Here is a 23520-nt window from a genome sequence, read left to right on the forward strand (position 1 = left end):
GGCCGATCCGCCGTCGATCAGCGGCCGCGCTTACGGATGCGCGGCAATCACCTGGGCCACGGCTGCCGTCAGCCGCTTGCCGTAGGGCACATGCAGGAACTCGTTGGGGCCGTGGGCATTGCTCTTGGGACCCAGCACGCCGCAGACCATCATCTGCGCCGCCGGGAAGCCCTTCTGCAACATGCTCATCAGCGGAATGGTGCCGCCCTGTCCGATGTAGCCCACCGGCGAGCCGAAATGGGCCTGGCTGGCATCGTCCAGCACCTGGCTGAGCCAGGGGGCCAGGTCAGGCGTGTTCCAGCCGGTGGCGCCATAGGCACCGGCGCGACCGTCCGGCACGAAGCTGACCTTGGCGTTGTAGGGCGCGTTGTCTTCCAGCAGCGCCTTGAGCCGCAGGGCGGCCTCATTGCCATCCACCAGCGGCGGCAGTCGCAGCGACAACTTGAAGGCGGTGTAGGGCCGCAGCACATTGCCGGCGCTCTTGAGCTCGGGGAATCCGTCCACACCGGTCACCGACAGCGTCGGACGCCAGGTGCGATTCAGCAGCACCTCGACCGGGTCACTGGTCACCGGCAGCACCGGGCCGCCGTCCGCGCCGCAGGCCCAGGGCATGCGCTTGTAGACCTCCTCCTTGAGGATGGCCGCGGTGGCGCGGGCCTGGTCCAGGCGCGCACCGGGAATCTCGCAATGGAAGCTCTCGGGCAGCAGGCGGCCGGTCTTGGAATCCTCCAGCCGGTCCAGCACCTGGCGCAGCACGCGGAACGACGACGGCACCACGCCCGACGCATCGCCGGAATGGATGCCTTCGGTCAGCACCTCGACCTTGAGGATGCCCGACACCATGCCGCGCAGCGAGGTGGTCATCCACAGGCGGTCATAGTCGCCGGCGCCGGAGTCCAGGCAGACCACCAGCGAGACATTGCCCAGCCGCGGCTTGAGCAGGTCGATGTAGGCCGGCAGGTCGTAGGAGCCGGACTCTTCGCAGCTCTCGATCAGGCCGACGCAGCGCGGGCGCGGCACATTCTGCTGATCCAGCGCCATCAGCGCAGTCAGCGAGGCATAGACGGCGTAGCCGTCGTCGGCACCGCCGCGGCCATAGAGCTTGCCGTCCTCGTACTTGGGCGTCCAGGGGCCCAGGTCGGCGCGCCAGCCGTTGAATTCGGGTTGCTTGTCCAGATGGCCGTAGAGCACCACCGTGTCCTGACTGTCGGTCCGGGTGGCCGGCAGCTCGAAGAAGATCACCGGGGTGCGGCCTTCCAGCCGGATCACTTCGAGCTTGAGCCCGCTGAGCTTCTTGCTCTCGACCCACTGGGCGGCATCGCGCACCACGCGGTCGATGTAGCCGTTCGACTGCCAGTCGGCATCGAACATCGGGCTCTTGGCGGGAATGGCGATGTAGTCGGTCAGCGCGGGGACGATCTCCCGGTCCCAGACTTGTTCGGCGAAGGCGCCCAGGGCGCTCACCTCATCGGCTTGCAGCGGCAACGACGGATCACGTGCGTTCATGCGGTTCTCCTGTGCGGCCGGATCAGCCGCCATGTCAGACGGTGGATTCTAGGAGCGAGCGGCCACCCAGGTCTTCAGACAGCCAAAGACCTGCTCGCGCTCCGGTTCGTTGAAGATCTCATGGAACAGGCCCGGGAAGCCGACCGCCTGCACCCCGGCAGGCGCCGCCTTGGCGAAAGCGGCGCTGCCCGCGGGTGCCACGCAGCGGTCCGCGCCGGCCCACATCAGCAGGGTGGGCACCGGCCAGCGCGGGGCCACGGCCAGCACCGGGGCGCCGAAGTCGGCAATCATCCGGGCCAGCGTCGGGGTGATGCGGTCATGCACCAGCGGGTCGTTCCGGTAGGCCTGGACCACCTCGGGACTGCGGGAGATCCAGGCCGGATTCAGCCCGTTGCCCACCGCCAGGTGCGGCACTGTGGGCAACGACACCGCCAACATCGCCCGCTGCAGGCCGGACAGGCCCGCATCGAGCGCCGGCGAGCTGAGCACCAGGCCCTCCACCGGGCGCGACCAGTCCGGGCGAGCGCTGCCATCCGCCGCCAGCACCTGTCCGGCCACGAATCGCGCCGCCACCACGCCGCCCATGCTGTGGCCCAGCACCAGCAGCGGACCCTGCCCCATCCGGGCATCGGCGCGGACCGCATCGATCACGCAGGCGAGGTCGCGCAGCAGGGCGTCCGCGGTCGGGATGTCGCCGCGGGGCCCGCCCGAGGCACCATGGCCGCGCTGGTCGTAGCCGGCCACATGCCAGCCCCAGTCGTTGAAGCGCTGGGCCACGGCGTCATAGCGCCCGATGTGCTCGCCCAGTCCGTGCACGATCAGCACCGTGCCACGGGCCGGTGTTGATGCGTCGGCGCCCCATTCCCGCCAGTGCAGCGGCAGGCCGTCATGGCCGCTCAGAGTTTTCATGGGACGGGAGTGTAGAAAGCTTGAGGCTGCGGACGGCCGGATCGGCGGGCCTACACTGGTTTTTTTTGCAGGCGATCCGGTTGGCCGGACCCGGCGTGCGCCTGCCACGCCCCTGACCTCGGCTTCATCGCCGCACCGCCATGTCGCTTCCGACGCCCCACGACCACACCATCGACCTGCAACTCGCACCGCCCGACCTGCGCCCCTGGCGCGAGGGCGGCAGCGGGGTGGACCATGTCCATGTGCGGGCGTCGGGCCGCCCGGGGCCGACCGTCATGCTGCAGGCGCTGACCCATGGCAACGAGCTGTGCGGCGCCATCGCGCTGGATTGGCTGCTGCGCCAGGATGTGCGGCCGCTGCACGGGCGGCTGGTGCTGGCCTTCGCCAACATGGCGGCCTTCAACCGCTTTGACGCCCGTTCCCCGTTCGAGTCGCGGTGTGTGGACGAGGATCTGAACCGGGTCTGGGAAGACGCCGTACTCCACGGCCCGGGCGACACCCTCGAGCTGCGCCGGGCGCGCGAACTGCGCCCGTTCATCGACAGCGCCGACGTGCTCCTGGACCTGCACTCGATGCAGGAAGCCGGTGCCCCGCCGCTGGCCATCTGCGGCATGACCGACAAGAGCCTGTCGCTGGCCCGCGCGCTCGGCCAGCCGGAGACCTTGCTGGTGGACACCGGCCACGCAGGCGGCCTGCGTCTGATCGACCGCGGCGGCTTTGCCGATCCCGCCAGTCCCCGGCAGGCGCTGTTGATCGAATGTGGGGCGCACTGGGAAGCGGTGTCGGCAGAGATGGCCATTGACGTCTCGCTGCGCTTCCTTCGCCATCTGGGGATGGTGGATGCGGCCTGGGCCGACGCCCACCTGCGCTGCCCGTTGCCGCCGCGGCAGCGACTGTTGCGGGTTGGCGAAGGCATCGCGGCGCGCAGCCAGGCCTTCCAGTTCCTGATGCCCACCCATCACTTGATGGTGATCCCGCGCGCCGGCACCCTGCTGGCGGAGGACCAGGGCCACCGCTTTGTCACGCCGCACGACGACTGCGTGCTGGTCATGCCCTCGCACCGCGCCGGGCAGGCGGGGCAGACCATGGTGCGGTTGGGACGGTATGAGGCCTAGAGGGTTCGGCCAGCACGCGCCCGACTGGCTGCGCGCACCGGCTGCCACCAGCGCGGCCCGGCTCAGTCCCGATCGAACTTGAACACCGCCATGCTGGCCATCAGGTTGGGCAGCAGGCGCACTGAACGGCCGTTCTGCACGCCGAAACTGTCCAGCACCCGAAGGCCGCACTTGCGGGCCAGCACCTCGAAATCGGCATAGGTGCCGACGCGGATGTTGGGCGTGTCATACCACTGGTAGGGCAGCACACGGGTCACCGGCATGCGCCCGGCCAACACCTGCAACCGGTTGGGCCAGTGCGCGAAGTTGGGGAAGCTGACGATGCCCATGCGCCCCACCCGCGCCGTCTCGCGCAGCATGGCTTCGGTGTTGCGCAGGTTCTGCAGGGTTTCGAGCTGCAGCACCACATCGAAGCTCTGGTCCTCGAAGATCGCCAGCCCTTCTTCGAGATTGAGCTGGATCACATTCACGCCGCGCTGGGCGCAGGCCAGCACATTCGCGTCGTCCAGCTCCACGCCGTAGCCGGTGCAGCCCTTGGCGGCCTGCAGATGCGCCAGCAATTCGCCGGTGCCGCAGCCCAGGTCCAGCACCCGGGCGCCGGCCGGCACCAGCGCCGCAATCATCTCCATCACCGCACGGTCGCTCATGCCGCCACCTGTGCGGTCAAGGGTTGCGAGGGCAGCGGCGGATCAAACTCCGTGGCGATGCGCTCGAAGTAGGCCCGCAGCACGCCGTGGTAGCGGGGATCGTCCAGCAGGAAGGCGTCATGGCCATGCGGCGCATCGATCTCCGCATAGGACACGTCGCGCTTGTTGTCGAGCAACGCCTTCACGATCTCGCGGGATCGCGCCGGCGAGAAGCGCCAGTCGGTGGTGAAGCTGACCACCAGGTATTTGCAGTTGGCACTGGCGAAGGTGCGACTGAGGTCGCCGCCATGCTCTCGCGCGGGGTCGAAATAATCCAGTGCGCGGGTGATCAGCAAGTAGGTGTTGGCATCGAAATACTCGCTGAACTTGTCGCCCTGGTAGCGCAGGTAGCTTTCGATCTGGAACTCGATGTCGTGGGTGGAATAGCCCAGCTCGGCGGAACGCATCTGGCGGCCGAATTTTTCCTCCATCACGTCGTCGCTCAGGTAGGTGATGTGGCCGATCATGCGGGCCACCCGCAGGCCGCGGCGCGGCAGGACACCGTGCTCGTAGAAGAAGCCGTCGTGGAACTCGGGGTCGGTGATGATCGCCCGTCGCGCCACCTCGTTGAAGGCAATGTTCTGCGCCGACAGGTTGGGCGCCGTGGCCACCGCGATGCAATGGCCCATCCGGTCCGGATAGCGCAGCGACCAATCCAGGGCCTGCATCCCGCCCAGTGAGCCGCCCAGCACCGCGGCCAGCTTGCGGATGCCGAATCGATCGAGCACCCGCGCCTGCGCATCCACCCAGTCCTGCACGGTGACCACGGGGAAGTCCGCCCCATACACCCGCCCGGTCTCCGGATTCAGATGCATCGGGCCGGTCGAGCCGAAACACGAGCCCAGGTTATTGATGCCGATGACGAAGAACTTGTCGGTGTCCAGCGGTTTGCCGGGACCGACCAGGTTGTCCCACCAGCCCTCGCTCTTTTCAACGCCCGCATGGGTGCCGGCCACATGGTGGCTGGCATTGAGCGCATGGCACACCAGCACCGCGTTGGACTTGTCTTCATTGAGTCGACCGTAGGTCTCCACCATCAGCTCGTAGTCGCTGATGCGGGCACCGCTGCGCAGCGGCAAAGCCTCGTCGAACAGGAGTCGCTGCGGTGTGACGTCACCGACGGAACCCATAACCCACCTCTTCCTCTGACCGCACCGCGCCCCGGCGTCTTCGTCGGAGCACGGCAACAAAAAACCCGGCGCCGCTGCTTGAAGCGGAACACCGGGTTCGATCTGTGGATCGGGTGTCCCCCTTTAGCTGCATTTCTAAGGCGCCCGCAAGCCGGACAAATCGGCGCCATGGAGAGGAAGTATAGCCACGACCTCGGTCAGATCCTCGACCGCGGCCTTGTGGAGACCGCGAGGCCGCGGATCCCTGGGGATCAGGTCACCGCGATCTGAACGATCCCAGCGATCCCAGCGAGCCCGGTGATCGCGGACCTGACCACGCGCCCCACCGCGCGCGGTCCGTGACGAGACGCGATCAGCACACGCTGCGCACGCAGCGCACGCAGCGCACGCAGCATCTCAAGGCGCCACGCACAGGCAGTGCACGATCGCCTTCACCGGGGCCCTCGCACTCGCCGGGCCTTCGGCCTGGGCACGCGCCTGCTCGGCCAGCCAGGTCATGTCGGCCTGGGCTTCGCGCAGCGGCACGGGCAACTGCGGAATGCCGCCCAGCGCCTGCAGCACGGAGGCCCGCAGCGTGGGCGCTGCGGCATCGGTGACGCTGCTGAGCACCCGCTCCAGCGGGCCGCGCTCCGCCTCGACATAACGCACCGTCGGGGCATCGCCCAGCTTGGCGCGCTTCGCGGCGCTGACGATGGCGTCGTTCAGGCTGCCGAGCTTGTCCACCAGGCCACGCTCCAGCGCCTGGGAACCGGTCCACACCCGGCCCTGGCCGACCGCGTCGATCTGATCGGGCGTCTTCTTGCGCGCCTGGGCGGCCTTGCCGGTGAAGTCGGCATAGGTGTGTTCGATGCTGGACTTCACCACCGCCGCCAGACGCGGATCCAGCGGCCGGCGCGGGTCATAGCCGCCAGCCAGCCAGGTGGTGGTGTAGCCCCCGGTGTGGATCGACAGCTTCTCCATCAGCTTCTCGCCGGTGGGCAGCATGCCCACCACACCGATCGAGCCGGTGATGGTGGCCGCATCGGCGATGACCTCGTCCGACGACATCGAGATCCAGTAGCCGCCCGACGCCGCGACCCCGCCCATCGACACCACGACCGGCTTGCCGACCGCGCGGGTCAGCTCCAGCTCGCGACGCACGAGTTCGGAGGCGAAGGCGCTGCCGCCCGGCGAATTGACGCGCAGCACCACGGCCTTGATCCGGTCGTCTTCTCGGGCCTGGCGAATCAGACGCGAGGTGGAGTCGCCACCAATGCGGCCGGGCGCGGCCTGGCCATCGACGATCTCGCCTTCGGCCACGACGATGCCGACCTGGCCCTCGGGCTTGGGCAGTTGCGGCGGCAACTGCGCCACATAAGCGCCCAGGTTGATGGCGCGCAGTTGCTTGTCGTCCTTGGCGCCGCGCTGCTCCAGCAGCTCACGCACCTGGTCGCGGGTCTTGATGCCGTCGATCAGCTTTTCCTGCAGCGCGAGCTTGGCGCCGTCGCCACCGACCGCCGCCAGGCGTTCCGGCAGTTCCTCGATGGCCTTGGCGATCGCCCCCTTCTCCAGCTTGCGCGCCTTCTCGACGCCGTCCTGATAGCGGGCCCACAGCTCGTTGTAGAGGTAGCTCTCCGACTCGATCGAGGCTTCGGACGGACCGTTGGCGAAGTAGGGTTCGGCGAAGTTCTTGTAGGTGCCCACGCGGATCACGTTGGCGGCCACACCCAGTCGATCCAGCGCGTCCTTGTAGTAGTTGCGATAGCGCCCATAGCCCTCGATGCTCAGCGACCCCATCGGGTGCAGGTAGACCTCATTGGCCTGCGCGGCGATGTAGTAGCTGCGCTGGTCATAGGCATTGGCAAAGGCCACCACCGGCTTCTTGCTCTGCTTGAAACGGGTGAGCGCGGATTCGATCTCATGCAGCGTGGCGGGGCTGGCGCTGCCCATGTTGTCCAGGTCCAGCAGCACCTGGACGACCTTGTCGTCCTTGGCTGCGGCGTCCAGCACCGCGAGCAGGTCACGCAGTCGGGTCTGCTGGCGGGACTCGCCACGCAGTTGCGCCATCGCCTGATCGCGTGCCGACCCCGAGAACTGCTCGACCACGTCGCCCTGGATGTCCAGCACCAGGGTGGTCTTTTCCTGCTGCACCTTGCCGCGCGAGAACATTGCCCACAGCAGCACGATCAACAACAGCAGGAACAAGAGATTCAGCACCACGCGGCGGGTACCGTCCAGCAGCCACCAGAGCCGCCCGAAGAACCAGCCCACCGGCGACAACACACGCTTCAGACCCATTCCATCCTCCCTCGGAAACGCATCCTGAGACATTGAGACCACAGCGGCAAGCGCGTGGCGTCATCCCGCCCAGCGGACGGTCGATGACGCAGCGATTGTGAGGCCAGAATGCGCCACCACAAGCGGTTCCGCCAAGGGTCATGGTCTCTGAAGGGGTGGTCCACCCAAGAGGGGGTGGTCGCCGGACAACCATTGGCTGAGGCACCGCCTCCGCCTAGGTGGCAGTGGGTACTGGGCCGTGCGGGCGCAGGTTCAGGCGCAGGTTCAGGCGCAGGTGCAGGTGCACCTGCGGGTGCAGCAGGTGCAGCAGGTGCAGAGGCTGGTGCCGCCTGCGCGCGGCGGGCTCAGGAGCCGCGTCCGGCCACTCGCAGGCTCAGCTCGCGGCGGGTGGTACCGTGTCCTGGAAGCTCGACCGGGTCATCAGCTTCTCGAAATGACGGGCCAGATTGGGATGCGCCGCACGCCAATCGATGTCGGCGAAGCGGAAATCCAGATAGCCCAGCGCGCAGCCGAGTGCGACATCGGCCAGTGTGAAGTGATTGCCGGAGCACCAGTTCTTGTCGGCCAGGCCTTGGCCCATGGCCTGCAGCGAGGCGCGCACCTTGGCCATCTGGCGGTCGATCCAGGCGGGGCTGCGCTGGGCGTCGCTGCGACCGCTCCAGGTTTCCTCCAGCCGGGCGGCCACGCAGGCGTCCACCAGGCCATCGGCCAGGGCTTCCCAGGTCCGCACCTCGCAGCGCTCGCGGCCGCGTTCGGGGATGAGACGGCCGACCGGGGACAGGGTGTCCACATATTCGACGATCACCCGCGAATCGAACATGGCGCCCGTGATCGAGTCCTGGCCTTCCATGACCAGGCAAGGCACCTTGCCCAGCGGGTTCATCTTGAGGATGTTGTCACTGCCCCAGACGTCCTCCAGCTCGAACTGGTAGTCGAGCTTCTTTTCCGCCATGACGATGCGGACCTTGCGGACATAGGGGCTGGTGAGTGAACCGATGAGTTTCATTCGAATCCGGTGCGACAACGGTGCGACAACCGCTCGTTTCTGCGCCCGATTCTAGCGAGTCGCTTCCGCTGGGTGACGTCGGCACGCCACGTCGCGCATGCCCTCATTTGGGTGTCTTGTCGCTGCATCAGGGCTGGCCCCACACTGTTGCGCGTTCGGCCAGGGTCTGTGTCGACAAATCAGTGCGCCCACCGGACATCATCGATCCTCAGCCAGCGCAGCAGCACAAAACCCGCCAGGAAGCGCCACGACGCTGCCCTGCACGCGGATCGGCAGCGCTTGCGCGGCAGTGTCCCTGCGACAAGACGGGCATTGGTCGAGGTTTGCAGTCGGATCGACGCTGCCTACACTGCTTTGCATGAACCCTTCCGCCCCAACCCATGCTGCCGGCCCGGCCGCAGCGCACGGTGCCGGACCGGCGTCTGACGCCTCCACGTATGTGCTCTATGGCACCCAGGGCTCTGGCTCGGCCATCGCGGAGATCGCCTTGCAATGGTGTGGCCAGCCTTATCGGGTGGTGCACGCGTCGTCGTGGGAAGCGCCCTCTGCCCAGGAAGAACTGAAGCGAATCAACCCGCTGATGCAGATCCCGACGCTGCGAACCCCACAGGGCGAGGTGCTGACCGAAAGCGCCGCCATCCTGATGCATCTGGGCCTGCGCCATCCCGACAGCGGCCTGCTGGGCGCCAATGACGCCACGCGCGACCAGATCCTTCGCGGCCTGGTCTACATCGCCGCCAATTGCTACAGCTGCATCAGCATCACCGACTATCCGGAGCGCTACACCACAAAGGAGGACAGCGAATCCCGTGAAGCGGTGCGCCAGGCGGCACGCCATCGGCTGCACCTGCACTGGACCTTGTTCGCGGATCAGTTTCCCGCACGGCCCTGGCTCAGCGGTGCGCAGCCGGGCGCGCTGGATGTGATGGCCGGGATCGTGTCCAAATGGTCGGGCACGCGGCCCCATCTGGAACAGCATCGGCCCGCCTTCTTCTCGCTGCTCAAGCGCATCGAGGCCCTGCCCCAAGTGGCTGAGGTGCATGCGCGGCATTGGCCGTGACACAGGCCGATGGACTCGCCGATCTCTTGGGGCCCGGCCTGAACGGGCATCCGCGGCGCGCGGTTCAGGCCGCCTGCAACTGCGGGAGCAAGCGCACGTGGGTGTAGAGCGCGGGGCGAAGCGCCGGAGCGTCCCCGTCAATGCCGCCCACCTGAGCGAAGCCGCAACGGGTCCAGAAGTCGGCGGACGCCGAGCTTTCGCAGTTCACATGCAAGCGGCTGAAATGCCCTTGCGCGCTGGCCAGTACCGCGCCGACCAGTCGCCGCGCCAAGCCATGGCTGCGCCAGGCGGGATGCACATAGAAACGACGCATCCGTCCGGTCCCGGGTCGCCCCGGCGCCGGCTCCACATTCAGTCCGCCCACGGCGATCACCTGGCCGTGCGCATCCATCCAGGCCCAGAGTGATTCGCCAGGTTGGTCGTAGCGATTGGCGCCGGTGCGCCATTCGTCCATCAACCGTCGAAGCATGTGCCAGCCCTCGGCTTCGCTGGCCGCCAGCAGCGGGGCCCAGGCCAAGGGGTCGATCTGATGCACTCGGGTCAGGCGGGGTGCGGCGCCATCGGAAGCCAGGGGAACCATGGATCGCGGAAACCAGCAGTGGAACGAGGAAAGGCTGGATTAAGCCGCATGAGGACGTCCCGGACATCGGGGACAACCCGCTTGGGAGCATCACGGGGCACGCCATGGCCCAAAGCGTCACAGGATCGGCCTGGGCCCTGCGCCTAGCGACGGGCGGCGGCCGCCAGACGGCCACAAAAAAGCGCCCCACGGGGCGCTTGGCAGTACCGACCCGCGAGGGTCGTCCGCGGCATGCTCAGCCCTTGCGAGCCAGCGGCATCAGGTAGTTCGCCACCGCGATGCAGCGCTGGCCCAGCTCTTCTTCGCTGGCGCGCAGACCGAAGCCCGCCATCGCGGGCGAGGTCAGGAAACGACCGCCGATGGCCACCGTCGGCACGCCGTCGATGTTGTAGCTGTCCTGCAGCTTGGTCGCCTGCAGACACTTGGTCTGCACGGTAAAGGAGTTGTAGACCTCCACAAACTTCGCCGCGTCCACGCCCAGCGGGGCCAGGAAGGTGGCCATGGCCTTGGGATCGCTCAGGCTTTGGCCGCCGCGGTGAATCGCGTTGAAGATCGCCGGACGGACCTGCGCTTCCTTGCCCATGACTTCCAGGGTGAAGAACAGGCGCTGATGGATCTTCACGTTCTCGCGGAAGGCCACGTGGACCTTGCGATAGACCACATCGGCGGGCAACTGCTTGGCCCAGGCTTCGATGGTGGGCTCGAACACGTAGCAGTGCGGGCAGCCATACCAGAAGAACTCGATCACCTCGATCTTGCCGGGCGTCGAACTCGGGATGGGCGTCTCCAGGCGACGGTAGTGGCGACCCTCGACCGGGCCACCCTGCGCCATCGCGGGCGCGCTGCCCAGGCTCAGAGCGCCGGCGCTGGCGGCCGACAGGGCGGAGAGGGCAGTGAATTCGCGACGCTTCATCTTGGGTTCCTTTGCGGTGGCCGGCGCCAATACCGGCGCGGCGATCCTAGAGAGTCAAACTTAGACCGGTATTAATGCGGGCAGAGTGGGCGGGCAGCGGTGCCAGTCGTTAGTGGAAGTCGTTGGTAGCCGTCGAGCGCGGTCGGACCGCGCTCAGCGCGGTGCCGCCACCAGGTTCGCTTCCACGCCGGCCGACTCCAGTTTCTTCTGCTGGCCTTCCGCTTCATCGCGGCTGTCGAACGGCCCCATGCGGACGCGATAGACGGTGCGACCCGACTGTTCACGCTCCATCACCTTGGCGGAAAAGCCCTGGATGGCCAGCTTGGCGCGCTGTTGCTCGGCATCTTCCATGCGGGTGAAGGCACCGGCCTGGACGAAATAGCTGCCGCTGCGGGTGCCGTCCGCGGGGCGGGCGGTGTCCGCCGGCTTGGCGGTGTCGGCCGTGCGGGTCTCGGCCCGCGCGGCGGAAGCGCGCTCGGCGGGACGCCCCTCCACCGCAGGCGGTGTGAAGGCGCCGCCCTGGGCCGCCGGCGTGCCGCCGCTGCCGGTGTTGTGGCCGGCCGTCGCGGCATTGCCTGCGTTGCCGGTCGCGGCGGGCGGCGTGTTGGCCGGCGGCTGCGCCGGCGTCACCACGCCGGAAGCGGTCTTCCCACCCGCACGGCCAGCCAGCGGCGCATTCGGATCCCAGTTCTTGTTGCGTTCAGCTTCCTGCGCGTCCTGCTCGGCGGTGCGCTGCGGCAGCTTGTTGACGAACGGCACCGGGGCCTTCGTCACATACAGGGCCACGCCCAGCGCAATGCCCAGCCCCAGCAACAGGCCCACGATCAGGCCCATGGCGAAGCCGCCGCGCTGCTTGTCCTTGCTCATTGATGCTCCTGGTTGTCTCGAGCCATCGTGTCCGGCGCCGAGACGCCCAGCACCGCCAGCGCATTGCGCACCACCTGACGGGTGGCGGCCAGCAGCGCCAGGCGGGCACGGGTCAGGGCCAGGTCGTCGCTCAGGACACGTTCGGCCGCATAGTAGCTGTGGAAAGCGCCGGACAAGTCGCGCAGATAGAACGCCACATCATGCGGGGCCAGGTCTTGTGCCGCACTGGTCAGCATGCGGGGATAGTCCGCCAGCTTGCCCATGAGCGCGTACTCGGTCGGGGCGGTCAGCAGCGAGACATCGGCATCGCCCAGCGAGGCGATGTCATGACCCTGTTCCTCGCCCTTGCGCAGCACCGAGCAGATCCGTGCATGCGCGTACTGGACGTAGAACACCGGGTTCTCGTCGTTGGCCTTGAGCGCCAGATCGACATCGAAGACGAATTCCGTGTCTGCCTTGCGACTGATCAGGAAGAAGCGCACCGCGTCGCGGCTGGTCCAGTCGATCAGGTCGCGCAGGGTCACGTAGGAGCCGGCCCGCTTGGAGATCTTGACCTCCTCGCCGCCCTTCATCACGGTGACCATCTTGTGCAGCACGTAGTCCGGGAATCCCTGCGGGATGCCGACATCGGTGGCCTGCAGGCCGCCACGCACCCGGGCGATGGTGCCGTGGTGGTCGGTGCCCTGGATGTTGATGCACTTCGAGAAGCCACGCTTGAACTTGTTGACGTGGTAGGCCACGTCCGGCACGAAGTAGGTGTAGGTGCCGTCGGACTTGCGCATCACGCGGTCCTTGTCGTCACCGTAGTCGGTGGAGCGCAGCCACAGCGCACCGCCGTCTTCATAGGTCTTGCCGTTGGCGATCATGCGCGACACCGCGTCCTCCACCTGCCCGCCGCTGTAGAGCGAGGATTCGAGGAAGTAGTTGTCGAACTGCAGGCCGAAGGCTTGCAGATCCAGATCCTGCTCATGGCGCAGATAGGCCACGGCGAACTGGCGGATGCTGTCCAGGTCCTCGATGTCACCGGAGGCGGTGAATTCGCGGTCGTCGGCCTTGACGGTTTCCTTGCGCAGGAAGGCCTCGGCGATGTCCTGGATGTAATCGCCGTTGTAGGCGGATTCCGGCCAGCCCGCATCGCCCGGCTTCAGCCCCTTGAGACGGGCCTGGGTGGAATGGGCCAGGGTGGCGATCTGCACGCCGGCGTCGTTGTAATAGAACTCGCGGCTGACCCGCCAGCCCTGTGTGGCGAACAGGTGGCACAGCGAATCGCCCAGCGCCGCCTGGCGCGCATGGCCGACATGCAGCGGCCCGGTCGGGTTGGCCGACACGAACTCGACCAGGGCGGAGCTGCCTCGCTCCGGCTGCGCGCCGAAGGCCTCGGCGGCGGCACGCACCTCGCCGATCACCGCCTGGCGGGCGGCGGGCTTGAGCCGGATGTTGATGAAGCCCGGGCCGGCAATCTCCAGCGCGTCCACCCATCGCGCCACCGCCGGCTGGGCCTGCAGCTGTGCGATCAGCGTCTGCGCCAGTTCGCGTGGGTTCTTCTTCAGCGCCTTGGACAGCTGCATGGCCGCCGTGCAGGCGAAATCGCCGTGGCTGGCCTGTTTGGGCGTCTCGAAGGCGGCCGCGGGGGCGGCCGGGATGGCACCGGCGGTGACGGCTTCCTGGCTCAGGGCCTGGAGGACGGTCTCCAGGGCGGTGAGCAATTCCTGCTTGGCTTGGATCATGTGTCGCATTTTAGGGGGCGTGTCCTGTAATAGACCGTCATGCGACTTGCCGGTGAACCCTGCACTGCGGCAGGATCAACCACTTGATGAGCCCGACCGCCGATCCATCGTCCTCCGCCAGCCTTCCCGGCGACACGCTCTTGCCGCCCGGCACCGATCTGCCGGAGCACATCGGCAAGTACCGGGTGCTGCGCCGCCTGGGGGAAGGCGCGACCAGCGATGTCTTCCTGGCGATGGACGACTTCCACAATCAGGAAGTCGCCATCAAGCGCCTGCGCCACTGGTCCGGCCCCGCCAGCGAGGAAGATGCGATGAGCATCCGTTTCTTCGCCGCCGAAGCCGCCCTGGCCGGCCGGCTGCAGCATCCGAACGTGGTGCAGATCCTGGATGCGGTGCAGGACGGCGACGCGCCCTACCTGGTCATGGAATATGTGCACGGGCTGACGCTCAAGCACTTCTGCCGCAGCGACCGCCTGCTGCCCCTGGACCAGATCGTGGAGCTGGGGTTCAAGTGCGCCATGGCCCTCTCCTATGTCTTCCGCCAGGGCGTCATCCATCGCGACATCAAGCCGGCCAACCTGCTGGCGGTGCTCGACAGCGCCGGCCAGGTCACCGATGTGAAAGTCAGCGACTTCGGCAGCGCGCTGAATCTGAATGCGGACATGACCCAGGTGCACCGCGTCGGCTCGCTGGCCTTCATGCCGCCCGAGCAGATCGAGGGCGGCGATGTCGGCGCGCAGGCGGACATCTATTCCCTGGGTGCGGTGCTCTATCACCTGGTCAGCGGCCGCCCGCCCTTCGACGCCCCCAACCAGATGGCGCTGATGCATCAGATCTACCACCAGGCGCCGCAATCGCTGCAGGGGCAGCGCGGCGGGGTGACGCCCGAGCTGGACGCGGTCATCCTCAAGGCGCTGGCCAAGCATCCGCATGAGCGCCATGCCGATTGGGAGTCGTTCGGTCAGGCCTTGTCGGAGCTGGTGGCCAAGCAACTGGTGCCGCTGGCCCGGCTCAATGAAGTCAAGGATTCGGAACGCTTCAACCTGCTGCGCGGCCTGGAGTTCTTCGCCAGCTTCGGCGATGTGGAATTGTGGGAAGTGGTGCGCCGCGCGCGTTGGCGCCGCTATCCGCTCGATCATCTGCTCTACAAGCGCGGCCAGGAAGGCAACACCTTCCACATCATCGCCCAGGGCGAGGTGGAGGTCTGGCGCGACGGCGCGCTGGTGGCCACCCTGGGAGACGGCACCTCGGTGGGCGAGATGGCCTACCTGGCGCCGAACCCGGAGCTGCGCCGCCACAGCACCGACATCCGGGTGACAAGACTTTGCACAACCGTGTCCTTCACGCCGGACTCGCTGGGACAGCTCAGTCCGGAATGCCAGCACCGTTTCGACCGCGCCTTCATTCAGGTGCTGGTGCGTCGACTGCATCTGGCGCATGAGACCCTGGCCCATCCGCGCCGCATCATGTGAGTCAGCCGCTGCATGACGGACGTCAACCGCTGTTGAGCACTGCCCGTTGCTGTGTTTCACTGCCCGAGAGGTCCGTTCCCCAACCCCCGTAGGAGAGAGTGATGAAGCAAGTCCTGACCCTGATCGCCGCCGCCCTGGTGTCGATGACGCTGCTGGCCCCCGCCCAGGCAGCCGATGAGAAGACCGACAAGACAGCAGAGAAGTCCGCTGACAAGGCCGACAAGAAGCCGCTCACCCCGCAGCAGCAGCGCATGTCCTCGTGCAGCAAGCAGTCCAAGGGCAAGAGCGGCGACGAGCGCAAGGAGTTCATGAGCGCCTGCCTGTCCGGCAAGACCCCCGAGGAGCCACCGAAGACCGCGCAGCAGGAGAAGATGACCACCTGCAATGCGGACGCCAAGGCCAAGGGCAAGACCGGTGACGATCGCAAGGCCTTCATGAAAGAGTGCCTGTCGGCGAAGTAAGCCCGGCTGAGTCTGCTGAGACGGAATGGGGCGTGGCCTGTCCAGGCCCGCCCCAAAGCCCCAGCGACCGACTCGCTCGGCCCGGGTGACGATCCGATTCGTGCCCGACCATTGATGAGCGATCCAAGGCAGACGCTCGGCGATCAGTGCCGCAACCCGGCGAGCGCGATACAGCGATGTCGATGTGCGATGGCCTGCACCGCTGCGACAGGCCGCAGGGGCCCCGTCCTTCGCCGATCAACGCGTCAGCACGCCCTTGGCCAGCATCACCCCGGCGATGGGGAGCAGGATCAGCAGATGCGCCTGCAACAGGATCAGCCGGCGGGTCGCGCGCACCTGATCGTCATCCGGCAGGCCACCGCCGTCGGTGTGGGTCTTGACCCATCGCCGGAAAGTCAGGGTGGGCTTGATCGACAGCAGTCCGATCACGATGAACAGCCCCAGCTTGAAATGCAGCAGCGGCTGATGCCAGTACCAACCACCGCCCTTCATGCCCCACCACGCGCGCGCCAGGCCGGTCAACAAGACCGCGACCGCCGTCACGCCATAGATCGTGTCCAGCCGCACCAGCCGATGCAGCACAGCGGCATTCATCCAGGCGCTCCGGCACAGGGTGGCCTGACTGCTGAGGAACACCACCAGGCTGAGGATGGCCACGATGTGCAGGCCGGCGAGCAGGGCTTCCAGGGTCATGCGGTCTCCAGGGATGACGGGGAGGCGGCGCGGGTCCAGTAGTCCGCACTGCCGTAGTGTTCTTTCAGAAAGTCTATCCACAGCCGAACACGCAGCGGCAGGTGTTTGCGCTGGGGCAGCACACCGAAGATGCCATTCGGCGGCGCGGCAAAGTCATCCAGCACGCTCACCAGATGCCCGGCGCGCAAGTCCGACGCCACCTCCCAGGTGCTGCGCCAGGCCAGCCCCAACCCTTGTCGGCACCAGTCATGCAGCACCTGCCCGTCGCTGCAGTCCAGGCGACCGCCGGGGCGCAGGTGCTGGACCTCGCCGTCGACACGAAACGCCCAGCCGCGGGTCTGGCTGGCGTCCGAGCTGAGGGTCAGGCATTCATGGCGCATCAGCTCCGACGGATGTTGCGGTGTACCGGCCCGCTGGAGGTAGGCCGGCGCCGCCACGCACAGGCGCCGGTTGTCGGCCAGCCGCATGCTGATCAGGCTGGAATCGCTCAGGTCACCCACACGCACCGCGCAGTCGAAGCCCTCATTCACGATGTCGACCACGCGGTCGCTCAGATTGAGGGACACGCTCACATCGGGATGCCGGGCCAGGAACAGCGGCACCAGCGGCGCCACATGGCGGCGACCGAATCCGGCCGGTGCGGTGATCCGCAGATGGCCGCTGGCCTTGATGCCGCCCGCGCTGACGCTGGCCTCCGCGTTGTCGAATTCGACCAGCAGCCGCTGGCAGTCCTCGAGAAAGGCGCTGCCCTCATGCGTCAGGCTCAGCCGGCGGGTGGTGCGCAGCAGCAGCTTCACGCCGAGACGGGCCTCCAGTGCATCGATGCGGCGTCCCATCACCGCAGGGGCGACGCCCTCGGCCTGGGCGGCGGCGGTCAGGCTGCCCTTGGCGGCCACCAGCACAAAGGACTCGATCTGTTTGAGGCGGTCCATGGCTGGCGATTGTTGGACCGTTGCACCGTTTGGCGCAATGAATGAGGCGCCGCTTCGTTGTTATTTGTGCAAAAAAGTCAGGGATCTTCCACGCCGGCCATGCGCAATCGACCACGGCGGGTGGCCTACAGTTGGCTGGATTGAGATCGACATGCCGCCAGGAGACCCGTCATGAGCGCACGCAGCCACCACCATCGCCTCCAGGTCGACGCCGACCTGGCCCGTTTCATCGAGATCGAGGCCCTGGCGGGCACCGGCATCGCCCCGGACGCCTTCTGGTCGGGCTTCGATGCGCTGGTGCATGACCTGGCCCCCAAGAACGCGGCCCTGCTGAAGGAACGCGATCGGCTGCAGACCGAGATCGATGCCTGGCACCGGAGCTTCCCCGGGCCGATCCAGGACATGGCCGCCTACCGCGACTTCCTGAGCCGCATCGGCTACCTGGTGCCCACGCCGGCCGATCCGAAGGCCACCACCACGCAGGTTGATGCCGAGCTGGCCGTTCAGGCCGGACCGCAACTGGTGGTGCCCATCCTCAATGCGCGCTACGCCTTGAATGCCGCCAATGCCCGCTGGGGCTCGCTGTACGACGCGCTCTACGGCACCGATGTGATTCCCGAGGCCGATGGCGCGGAACGTTCGGGCGCCTACAACCCGGTGCGCGGCGCCAAGGTGATCGCCTTCGCCCGACAGGTGCTGGATCAGGCTGCGCCGCTCCAAGGCGCCTCGCACGCCGACGCTGCGGGCTATCGGGTGCAGGAGGGTCAGCTCACCGTGACGCTTCGGGACGGCCGCATGGTGGGTCTGGCCGACACGTCGCAATTCGTCGGCTTTCTGGGTGAGGCGTCGGCGCCGGGCGCATTGCTGCTGCGCCATCACGGGCTGCACATCGAGATCCAGATCGACCGCGCATCGGCCATCGGCAAGACCGACGCGGCCGGGGTGTCCGACCTGCTGATGGAGGCGGCGCTTTCCACCATCCTGGACCTGGAAGACTCCATCGCCGCGGTCGATGCGCAAGACAAGCTGCTGGCCTATCGCAATTGGCTGGGCATTCTGCGCGGCACGCTGACGGAGGAGGTGGCCAAGGGCGGCAAGACCATCGTCCGTCGACTGAATCCAGACCGCCGTTATCAGGGGCCGACCGGCGGCGAAGTCGTGCTGCCGGGACGCTCGCTGCTGTTCGTGCGCAATGTCGGCCACCTGATGACCAACCCCGCCATCCTGATGGACGGCGGCCATGAGATCCCGGAAGGGATCATGGACGCGGTCATCACCACGCTGATCGCGTTGCATGACCTGCGGCAGCTGTCGGGCTCGGGCCTGCGCAATTCGCGTCAGGGTTCGATCTACATCGTCAAACCCAAGATGCATGGCCCGGCGGAAGTGGGCTTTGCCAGCGAGCTGTTCGGCCGCGTCGAGCAATTGCTGGGACTGCCCGCTTCCACCGTCAAGCTGGGCATCATGGACGAGGAGCGCCGCACCAGCGTCAACCTGGCGGCCTGCATCGCTGCGGCGCGAAGCCGGGTGGCCTTCATCAACACCGGCTTCCTGGACCGCACCGGCGACGAGATGCACACCGCCATGCTGGCCGGCCCGATGCTGCGCAAGGGCGACATGAAATCCAGCGCCTGGATCCAGGCCTATGAGCGCAACAACGTGCTGGTGGGACTCTCCGCCGGCCTGCGTGGACGGGCGCAGATCGGCAAGGGCATGTGGGCCATGCCGGACCTGATGGGCGCGATGTTGGCTCAGAAGATCGCCCATCCGCAGGCGGGCGCCAACACCGCCTGGGTGCCCAGCCCGACCGCTGCCACCCTGCATGCCCTGCACTACCACCAGGTCCATGTGGCGGAGGTTCAGCAGCGGATCGAGGCCGAGGCGCCGCAGGTGGATCGGGACGACCTGCTGAACCGCCTGCTGACGATCCCCGTGGTCGACGCACCGAGCTGGACCGACACCGACAAGCAGCAGGAACTGGACAACAACATCCAGGGCATCCTCGGCTACGTGGTGCGCTGGGTCGATCAGGGCGTGGGCTGCTCCAAGGTGCCCGACATCAACGGCGTTGGGCTGATGGAAGACCGCGCCACGCTGCGGATCTCCAGCCAGCACATTGCCAACTGGCTGCATCACGGCGTGGTCACGCGCGAGCAGGTGGTGGCCACCTTCGAGCGGATGGCGGCGGTCGTGGACGGCCAGAATGCCGGGGATCCGCTGTACCGACCGATGGCGGGCCATTTCGGCACCAGCATGGCCTACCAGGCGGCGCTGGACCTGGTGTTCAAGGGACGCGAACAACCGAGCGGCTACACCGAGCCGCTGCTGCACGCCTGGCGCCGCAAGCTCAAGGGCACTTGATCGATGGGGGTGTGCGGCGGCGGCCCGCCTGGCGCACCATCCACCGCCGCAACAATGCACGGCAAACCATGAAAAAACCGCCTGCCGGCTGAGCCGGACAGGCGGTTTTTCTTGGCGTTGGCGAAGACGTCACGCCGTCCCGGAGCGGGGACGGCGAGGCGCTCAGTCGGCCGTCGGTGCCGGAGGCTTTTCGATCAGCTCGCCTGCGGCGCGGTGCCGCCTGCCGGTGCGGCCTGGGCGGCGGCTTGCGCCACGCGCTGCGCCATTTCCTTGCGATAGCGATTGAGCTCCTGAACGCTGGCAAAGCTGCGTTCCATCAACAGGCTCATGTTGTGCAGGATGCGGTCGACGACCTTGTTTTCCCACACGCTGTCGAACTGGATCTGCTTGTCCAGCCAACGCTCCAGCCACTCCGGATCCGGCAGGCGGCTCTGGATGGTGTCGCGCGGGAACAGCTTGGCGTTCACATGCAGGTTGGTCGGGTGCAGCGCCTGAGCGGTGCGGCGGGCGCTGGCCATCAGCACGCCGACCTTGGTGAAGGCCGCCTTCGCCTCGTCGCCGAACTTGGTCATCGCGCGCTTCATGTAGCGCAGGTAGGCGCCGCCATGGCGGGCTTCGTCGCGCGAGAGCGTTTCGTAGATCGCCTTGATCACCGGCTCGGTGTGCCATTCGGCGGCACGGCGATACCAGTGGTTCAGACGGATCTCGCCGCAGAAGTGCAGCATCAGGGTTTCCAGCGCCGGGGCCGGATCGAATTCGAAGCGCACTTCATGCAGCTCGGCTTCGGTCGGGCACATGTCCGGACGGAAGCGGCGCAGGTACTCCATCAATACCAGCGAATGCTTCTGCTCTTCGAAGAACCACACGCTCATGAAGGCGGAGAAGTCGCTGTCGTCCTTGTTGTCGCGCAGGAACATCTCGGTGGCCGGCAGGGCCGACCACTCGGTGATGGCGTTCATCTTGATGGTGCGCGCCTGGTCATCCGTGAGCTTGGACCCGTCGAACTTGTCCCAGGGGATGTCCGTATCCATGTTCCAGCGCACGGCTTCGAGTTGCTTGAAGAGTTCGGGGTAAAGCATGACGCGTCCTCGGTAATGCGAACGATTCTAAACGGGTGATGATGACAATCCCTTACGGCGGACCTTCTGGCCTAATGCGACATCCCGTAAAACCAGGAGCTTTCCTCATGTTTTCACAAGGTCTGCGCACCCGCATGCGCCGCGTTCTGATGATTGCCACGCTGCTGGCGGCGCCCTTTGGCGCGCAGGCCGCGGCGAGTTGTCCGGATCTGCTGCAACGCGACATGCCGCGCTTGCAGGATGAAAAGCCTCAGGCACTGTGCCAGTACGCCGGCAAGGTAGTGTTGGTGGTGAACACGGCCAGCTTCTGTGGTTATACGCCGCAATACAAGGCCTTGGAGGCGGTATCGGCCAAATACGCGGACAAGGGTCTGGTGGTGCTGGGTTTCCCTTCAGGTGACTTCGGTAATCAGGAATACGGCAGCAACAAGGAGATCGCTGAATTCTGCGAGAACACCTTCAATGTGAAGTTCCCGATGTTCAGCAAGAGCAGCGTGTCCGCAGGCAAGACCGACCTGAACCCGCTGTTCGCGGATCTGGCCAAGCGCACCGGTCAGTCACCGAAGTGGAACTTCCACAAATACCTCATCTCGCGATCCGGCAAGGAAGTGATGAGCTTCGCTTCCGGCGTCAGCCCGGACAGCCCGCATTTCTCCCAGGCGCTGGATCGTCTGCTGGCACAACAACCTTGAGCCCCGGCTCGACCCGTCGGCGACTGCCGACGGGTCACCTCGAGATCGCTCTGGACAACCCCTCCATGGGCAATCCGCGCGCCTGTCGCGAAGGGCTCAAGAACTGTCCCGGCTAGCCGGTACACCAGTGACACTTGCTCACTTTTTCATCCCGATTCGGGGTGACAAGGACCGCATTGCACTGCACTATTGTCATCAGTCCACCGCACACCTGAGGGGGCTAGCCACCATCTCGCACGGTCCGCGTGCAGATGCGTTGACCCCGCCGGTGCGCAGTCCGAAGATGAAAACCGAGGACATTCGAGGGTTTCCACCAATCCCGCGCTGATCGGAGTAAAGTCAGCACAGCATTTCAGCCGCAAGACCTGCTTTTCATTAAGCTGCAATCCCGAGGCCTTTCTCCTCCTCCTCCCTCCCTCCCTCGTTGGCCACGGGGCGTCTTGAGGCTTCTTTTCTTCCCAGGGCTTCCGCAAACGCGGAAGCCCTTTGTTTTTGCGCAGGCGCCTGGCAGCCCGGCATGCGACGCGGCTCTGCCCACACCCGTACAGTTCATTGATGCGGGCGAAACGGGCAAGGAGGAAGAGCCCGCCGCTGAGGGCGCAGGCAGATGCGGTCACCCCCGCAGACGCAGAAGCCCCGTCAGGCGACGATGCGGGGACGACGCGGGACCAGGTTCGCCCGCAGACGCGTCAGGCCAGCCAGCCCTTGCGTCGGAAGTAGACGAAGGGGGCCACCACCGACGCCGCCATCAGGCACAGCGCAAACGGATAGCCGTACTGCCACTCCACTTCGGGCATGAATCGGAAGTTCATGCCGTAGACGCTGGCGATCAAGGTCGGCGGCAGCAAGGCGACGCTGGCCACCGAGAAGATCTTGATGATCTTGTTCTGGTTGATGTTGATGAAGCCGACGGTGGCATCCATCAGGAAGTTGATCTTGTCGAAGAGGAACGCCGTGTGCGAGTCGAGGGAGTCGATGTCGCGCAGGATCTGCCGCGATTCCTCGAACTGCTCCGCATTCAGCATGCGGCTGCGCATCATGAAGCTGACCGCGCGGCGGGTGTCCATCACATTGCGACGGATCCGGCCGTTCAAGTCCTCCTCGCGGGCGATGGCGGCGAGCACCTCGCCCGCCTCGGTGTCGTTCACATCCTTCTTCAGGACCCGCTCGCTGACCTTTTCCAGGTTGTCATAGATGCCCTCCAACACGTCGGCCGAATACTCCGCATCAGCGTCATAGAGCTTGAGCAGCACGTCCTTGGCATCCTCAATCAGCGCCGGGATGCGCCGGGCGCGAAGGCGCAGCAGCCGGAACACCGGCAGGTCCTCGTTGTGGATCGAGAACAGCACGTTGTTGAGCAGGATGAACGCCACCCGCACATTGCGCGGCGCGTCCATGTCGTCGATCAGGAAGTCCGAGCGGATGTGCAGTTCGCCGTTGTCCTCTTCATAAAACCGGGCGGACTCTTCCAGGTCTTCATCGACGATGTTTTCGGGAATCACCAGGCCGAAGCGCTGACGGATCCAGTCCTTCTCCTCGGCGCTTGGCGACTCCAGGTCCACCCAGATCGGCTGCCGCTCCGCACCCACGAGCAAGGCCAGGTCGGCGGCGGTGGAGATCTCTTCTTGAACCATGCCGCCCTTCAGGCGGCCGTTGTCCAGGGTGAAAACATTCAGCATGCAGGTCCTTCATCAGCCGCGAGCCAGCTCGCGCAAGGGCGAACGCTCGGGCATGACAGCGCGTGGAGGCGGGTGGAGCGCGTCGACGCAAGTTTCTAGAGCAAGGACGGCCTGAGCGGGCAGAGGCGTCCGGAGGGGCTTTGAAGGGGGCCCGTCTCACTCCGGACAAGCGGCGCGGCGGCGGCGATCGGCAGGGCGGCGACCACTTCGCGGTGGGCGCCGGGTATCGACGGACGGTTCAGCTGCGGCGGATTGACGCTGGAGTGGACGGCCACAGAGAGTGGTCGCTGTCCAAGTGGGACTCCAGTAATCGGGACGCGGAATTATCACATCGCGCCATCGTCGCCAGCAAGCACGGCCCCTGCCGCGCAACAT

Annotated in this window: 20 protein-coding genes; 6 read left to right on the top strand and 14 right to left on the bottom strand. The window is 66.5% G+C overall.

The genetic code is table 11. From position 1 onward, the window contains the following. Window positions 1–30: 30 nt before the first annotated feature. Complete coding sequence (locus tag N4261_RS24590) at window positions 31–1506, bottom strand: M20 family metallopeptidase (RefSeq protein ID WP_261757870.1); 1476 nt, start codon at window positions 1504–1506, stop codon at window positions 31–33. A 48-nt stretch (window positions 1507–1554) separates the two neighbouring features. Continuing rightward, entirely contained in the window at window positions 1555–2415 is an 861-nt protein-coding gene (locus tag N4261_RS24595; protein ID WP_261757871.1) for an alpha/beta hydrolase, read from the bottom strand. 140 nt (window positions 2416–2555) lie between these two features. Between N4261_RS24595 and N4261_RS24600 the strand changes: the two genes are divergently transcribed. Continuing rightward, complete coding sequence (locus N4261_RS24600) at window positions 2556–3530, top strand: M14 family metallopeptidase (RefSeq protein WP_261757873.1); 975 nt, start codon at window positions 2556–2558, stop codon at window positions 3528–3530. A gap of 62 nt (window positions 3531–3592) precedes the next feature. Here the strand turns inward: N4261_RS24600 and metW are convergent, their stop codons facing one another. The 4 genes from metW to N4261_RS24620 all read right to left on the bottom strand — a co-directional run bounded on the left by metW (window position 3593) and on the right by N4261_RS24620 (window position 8629). Beyond that, window positions 3593–4177 carry a methionine biosynthesis protein MetW gene (gene metW / locus N4261_RS24605; protein ID WP_261757874.1) on the bottom strand — a complete coding sequence of 195 codons (585 nt, stop codon included), beginning with the start codon at window positions 4175–4177 and terminating at the stop codon, window positions 3593–3595. Continuing rightward, the gene (metX, locus tag N4261_RS24610; RefSeq protein WP_261757875.1) at window positions 4174–5346 is read right to left on the bottom strand and encodes a homoserine O-succinyltransferase MetX; all 1173 of its coding nucleotides are present in this window, start codon (window positions 5344–5346) and stop codon (window positions 4174–4176) included. The genes metW and metX overlap by 4 nt, the downstream gene beginning before the upstream one ends. 396 nt (window positions 5347–5742) lie before the next feature. Next, the gene (gene sppA / locus N4261_RS24615) at window positions 5743–7623 is read right to left on the bottom strand and encodes a signal peptide peptidase SppA (RefSeq protein ID WP_261757876.1); all 1881 of its coding nucleotides are present in this window, start codon (window positions 7621–7623) and stop codon (window positions 5743–5745) included. Window positions 7624–7996: 373 nt separating this feature from the next. Further along, on the bottom strand, window positions 7997–8629 hold the full coding sequence (locus tag N4261_RS24620) for a glutathione S-transferase family protein (protein WP_261757877.1): 633 nt from the start codon (window positions 8627–8629) through the stop codon (window positions 7997–7999). Window positions 8630–8987: 358 nt separating this feature from the next. Between N4261_RS24620 and N4261_RS24625 the strand changes: the two genes are divergently transcribed. Further along, window positions 8988–9689, top strand: a complete 702-nt coding sequence (locus N4261_RS24625) for a glutathione S-transferase family protein (protein WP_261757878.1) — start codon at window positions 8988–8990, stop codon at window positions 9687–9689. Between the two features lie 64 nt (window positions 9690–9753). Here the strand turns inward: N4261_RS24625 and N4261_RS24630 are convergent, their stop codons facing one another. From N4261_RS24630 to argS, 4 genes are all read right to left on the bottom strand, one after another. Then, the gene (locus tag N4261_RS24630; RefSeq protein ID WP_261757879.1) at window positions 9754–10269 is read right to left on the bottom strand and encodes a GNAT family N-acetyltransferase; all 516 of its coding nucleotides are present in this window, start codon (window positions 10267–10269) and stop codon (window positions 9754–9756) included. Between the two features lie 235 nt (window positions 10270–10504). Beyond that, a complete protein-coding gene (locus tag N4261_RS24635; RefSeq protein ID WP_261757880.1) occupies window positions 10505–11182 on the bottom strand; it encodes a thiol:disulfide interchange protein DsbA/DsbL in 678 nt (225 codons plus the stop codon). A gap of 153 nt (window positions 11183–11335) precedes the next feature. After that, the gene (locus N4261_RS24640) at window positions 11336–12049 is read right to left on the bottom strand and encodes an SPOR domain-containing protein (RefSeq protein ID WP_261757881.1); all 714 of its coding nucleotides are present in this window, start codon (window positions 12047–12049) and stop codon (window positions 11336–11338) included. After that, window positions 12046–13776, bottom strand: a complete 1731-nt coding sequence (argS, locus tag N4261_RS24645; RefSeq protein ID WP_261757882.1) for an arginine--tRNA ligase — start codon at window positions 13774–13776, stop codon at window positions 12046–12048. The genes N4261_RS24640 and argS overlap by 4 nt, the downstream gene beginning before the upstream one ends. Before the next feature lie 86 nt (window positions 13777–13862). On the opposite strand from argS, the gene N4261_RS24650 reads away from it, so the two are divergent. Further along, a complete protein-coding gene (locus tag N4261_RS24650) occupies window positions 13863–15248 on the top strand; it encodes a serine/threonine-protein kinase (protein ID WP_261757883.1) in 1386 nt (461 codons plus the stop codon). A gap of 101 nt (window positions 15249–15349) precedes the next feature. Further along, the gene (locus tag N4261_RS24655) at window positions 15350–15709 is read left to right on the top strand and encodes a PsiF family protein (RefSeq protein ID WP_261757884.1); all 360 of its coding nucleotides are present in this window, start codon (window positions 15350–15352) and stop codon (window positions 15707–15709) included. A 237-nt stretch (window positions 15710–15946) separates the two neighbouring features. Here the strand turns inward: N4261_RS24655 and N4261_RS24660 are convergent, their stop codons facing one another. Both N4261_RS24660 and N4261_RS24665 read right to left on the bottom strand, forming a co-directional pair. Further along, window positions 15947–16402 (bottom strand): DUF2214 family protein, encoded by a 456-nt coding sequence (locus tag N4261_RS24660; RefSeq protein ID WP_261757885.1) that lies wholly within the window; start codon window positions 16400–16402, stop codon window positions 15947–15949. Beyond that, window positions 16399–17334 carry a LysR family transcriptional regulator gene (locus N4261_RS24665; protein WP_261757886.1) on the bottom strand — a complete coding sequence of 312 codons (936 nt, stop codon included), beginning with the start codon at window positions 17332–17334 and terminating at the stop codon, window positions 16399–16401. The genes N4261_RS24660 and N4261_RS24665 overlap by 4 nt, the downstream gene beginning before the upstream one ends. Window positions 17335–17505: 171 nt before the next feature. Between N4261_RS24665 and N4261_RS24670 the strand changes: the two genes are divergently transcribed. After that, window positions 17506–19695, top strand: a complete 2190-nt coding sequence (locus N4261_RS24670) for a malate synthase G (protein ID WP_261757887.1) — start codon at window positions 17506–17508, stop codon at window positions 19693–19695. A gap of 194 nt (window positions 19696–19889) precedes the next feature. Here the strand turns inward: N4261_RS24670 and N4261_RS24675 are convergent, their stop codons facing one another. Continuing rightward, the gene (locus tag N4261_RS24675; protein ID WP_261757888.1) at window positions 19890–20774 is read right to left on the bottom strand and encodes a ferritin family protein; all 885 of its coding nucleotides are present in this window, start codon (window positions 20772–20774) and stop codon (window positions 19890–19892) included. Between the two features lie 107 nt (window positions 20775–20881). Here N4261_RS24675 and N4261_RS24680 point away from each other — a divergent pair, with 107 nt between their 5' ends. Then, on the top strand, window positions 20882–21466 hold the full coding sequence (locus N4261_RS24680; RefSeq protein ID WP_435531977.1) for a glutathione peroxidase: 585 nt from the start codon (window positions 20882–20884) through the stop codon (window positions 21464–21466). Between the two features lie 689 nt (window positions 21467–22155). Here N4261_RS24680 and corA read toward each other — a convergent pair. Beyond that, window positions 22156–23145, bottom strand: a complete 990-nt coding sequence (gene corA, locus N4261_RS24685; protein WP_261757889.1) for a magnesium/cobalt transporter CorA — start codon at window positions 23143–23145, stop codon at window positions 22156–22158. Window positions 23146–23520 lie beyond the last annotated feature (375 nt).

Origin of the sequence: Roseateles amylovorans, assembly GCF_025398155.2 — a bacterium.
Lineage (GTDB): Bacteria > Pseudomonadota > Gammaproteobacteria > Burkholderiales > Burkholderiaceae_C > Roseateles > Roseateles amylovorans.

Excerpts from the sequence above, each read along its gene's own strand:
- N4261_RS24590 (WP_261757870.1), bottom strand. The coding sequence starts at position 1,506 with ATGAACGCACGTGATCCGTCGTTGCCGCTGCAAGCCGATGAGGTGAGC.
- N4261_RS24595 (WP_261757871.1), bottom strand. The coding sequence starts at position 2,415 with ATGAAAACTCTGAGCGGCCATGACGGCCTGCCGCTGCACTGGCGGGAA.
- N4261_RS24600 (WP_261757873.1), top strand. The coding sequence starts at position 2,556 with ATGTCGCTTCCGACGCCCCACGACCACACCATCGACCTGCAACTCGCA.
- metW (WP_261757874.1), bottom strand. The coding sequence starts at position 4,177 with ATGAGCGACCGTGCGGTGATGGAGATGATTGCGGCGCTGGTGCCGGCC.
- metX (WP_261757875.1), bottom strand. The coding sequence starts at position 5,346 with ATGGGTTCCGTCGGTGACGTCACACCGCAGCGACTCCTGTTCGACGAG.
- sppA (WP_261757876.1), bottom strand. The coding sequence starts at position 7,623 with ATGGGTCTGAAGCGTGTGTTGTCGCCGGTGGGCTGGTTCTTCGGGCGG.
- N4261_RS24620 (WP_261757877.1), bottom strand. The coding sequence starts at position 8,629 with ATGAAACTCATCGGTTCACTCACCAGCCCCTATGTCCGCAAGGTCCGC.
- N4261_RS24625 (WP_261757878.1), top strand. The coding sequence starts at position 8,988 with ATGAACCCTTCCGCCCCAACCCATGCTGCCGGCCCGGCCGCAGCGCAC.
- N4261_RS24630 (WP_261757879.1), bottom strand. The coding sequence starts at position 10,269 with ATGGTTCCCCTGGCTTCCGATGGCGCCGCACCCCGCCTGACCCGAGTG.
- N4261_RS24635 (WP_261757880.1), bottom strand. The coding sequence starts at position 11,182 with ATGAAGCGTCGCGAATTCACTGCCCTCTCCGCCCTGTCGGCCGCCAGC.
- N4261_RS24640 (WP_261757881.1), bottom strand. The coding sequence starts at position 12,049 with ATGAGCAAGGACAAGCAGCGCGGCGGCTTCGCCATGGGCCTGATCGTG.
- argS (WP_261757882.1), bottom strand. The coding sequence starts at position 13,776 with ATGATCCAAGCCAAGCAGGAATTGCTCACCGCCCTGGAGACCGTCCTC.
- N4261_RS24650 (WP_261757883.1), top strand. The coding sequence starts at position 13,863 with ATGAGCCCGACCGCCGATCCATCGTCCTCCGCCAGCCTTCCCGGCGAC.
- N4261_RS24655 (WP_261757884.1), top strand. The coding sequence starts at position 15,350 with ATGAAGCAAGTCCTGACCCTGATCGCCGCCGCCCTGGTGTCGATGACG.
- N4261_RS24660 (WP_261757885.1), bottom strand. The coding sequence starts at position 16,402 with ATGACCCTGGAAGCCCTGCTCGCCGGCCTGCACATCGTGGCCATCCTC.
- N4261_RS24665 (WP_261757886.1), bottom strand. The coding sequence starts at position 17,334 with ATGGACCGCCTCAAACAGATCGAGTCCTTTGTGCTGGTGGCCGCCAAG.
- N4261_RS24670 (WP_261757887.1), top strand. The coding sequence starts at position 17,506 with ATGAGCGCACGCAGCCACCACCATCGCCTCCAGGTCGACGCCGACCTG.
- N4261_RS24675 (WP_261757888.1), bottom strand. The coding sequence starts at position 20,774 with ATGCTTTACCCCGAACTCTTCAAGCAACTCGAAGCCGTGCGCTGGAAC.
- N4261_RS24680 (WP_435531977.1), top strand. The coding sequence starts at position 20,882 with ATGTTTTCACAAGGTCTGCGCACCCGCATGCGCCGCGTTCTGATGATT.
- corA (WP_261757889.1), bottom strand. The coding sequence starts at position 23,145 with ATGCTGAATGTTTTCACCCTGGACAACGGCCGCCTGAAGGGCGGCATG.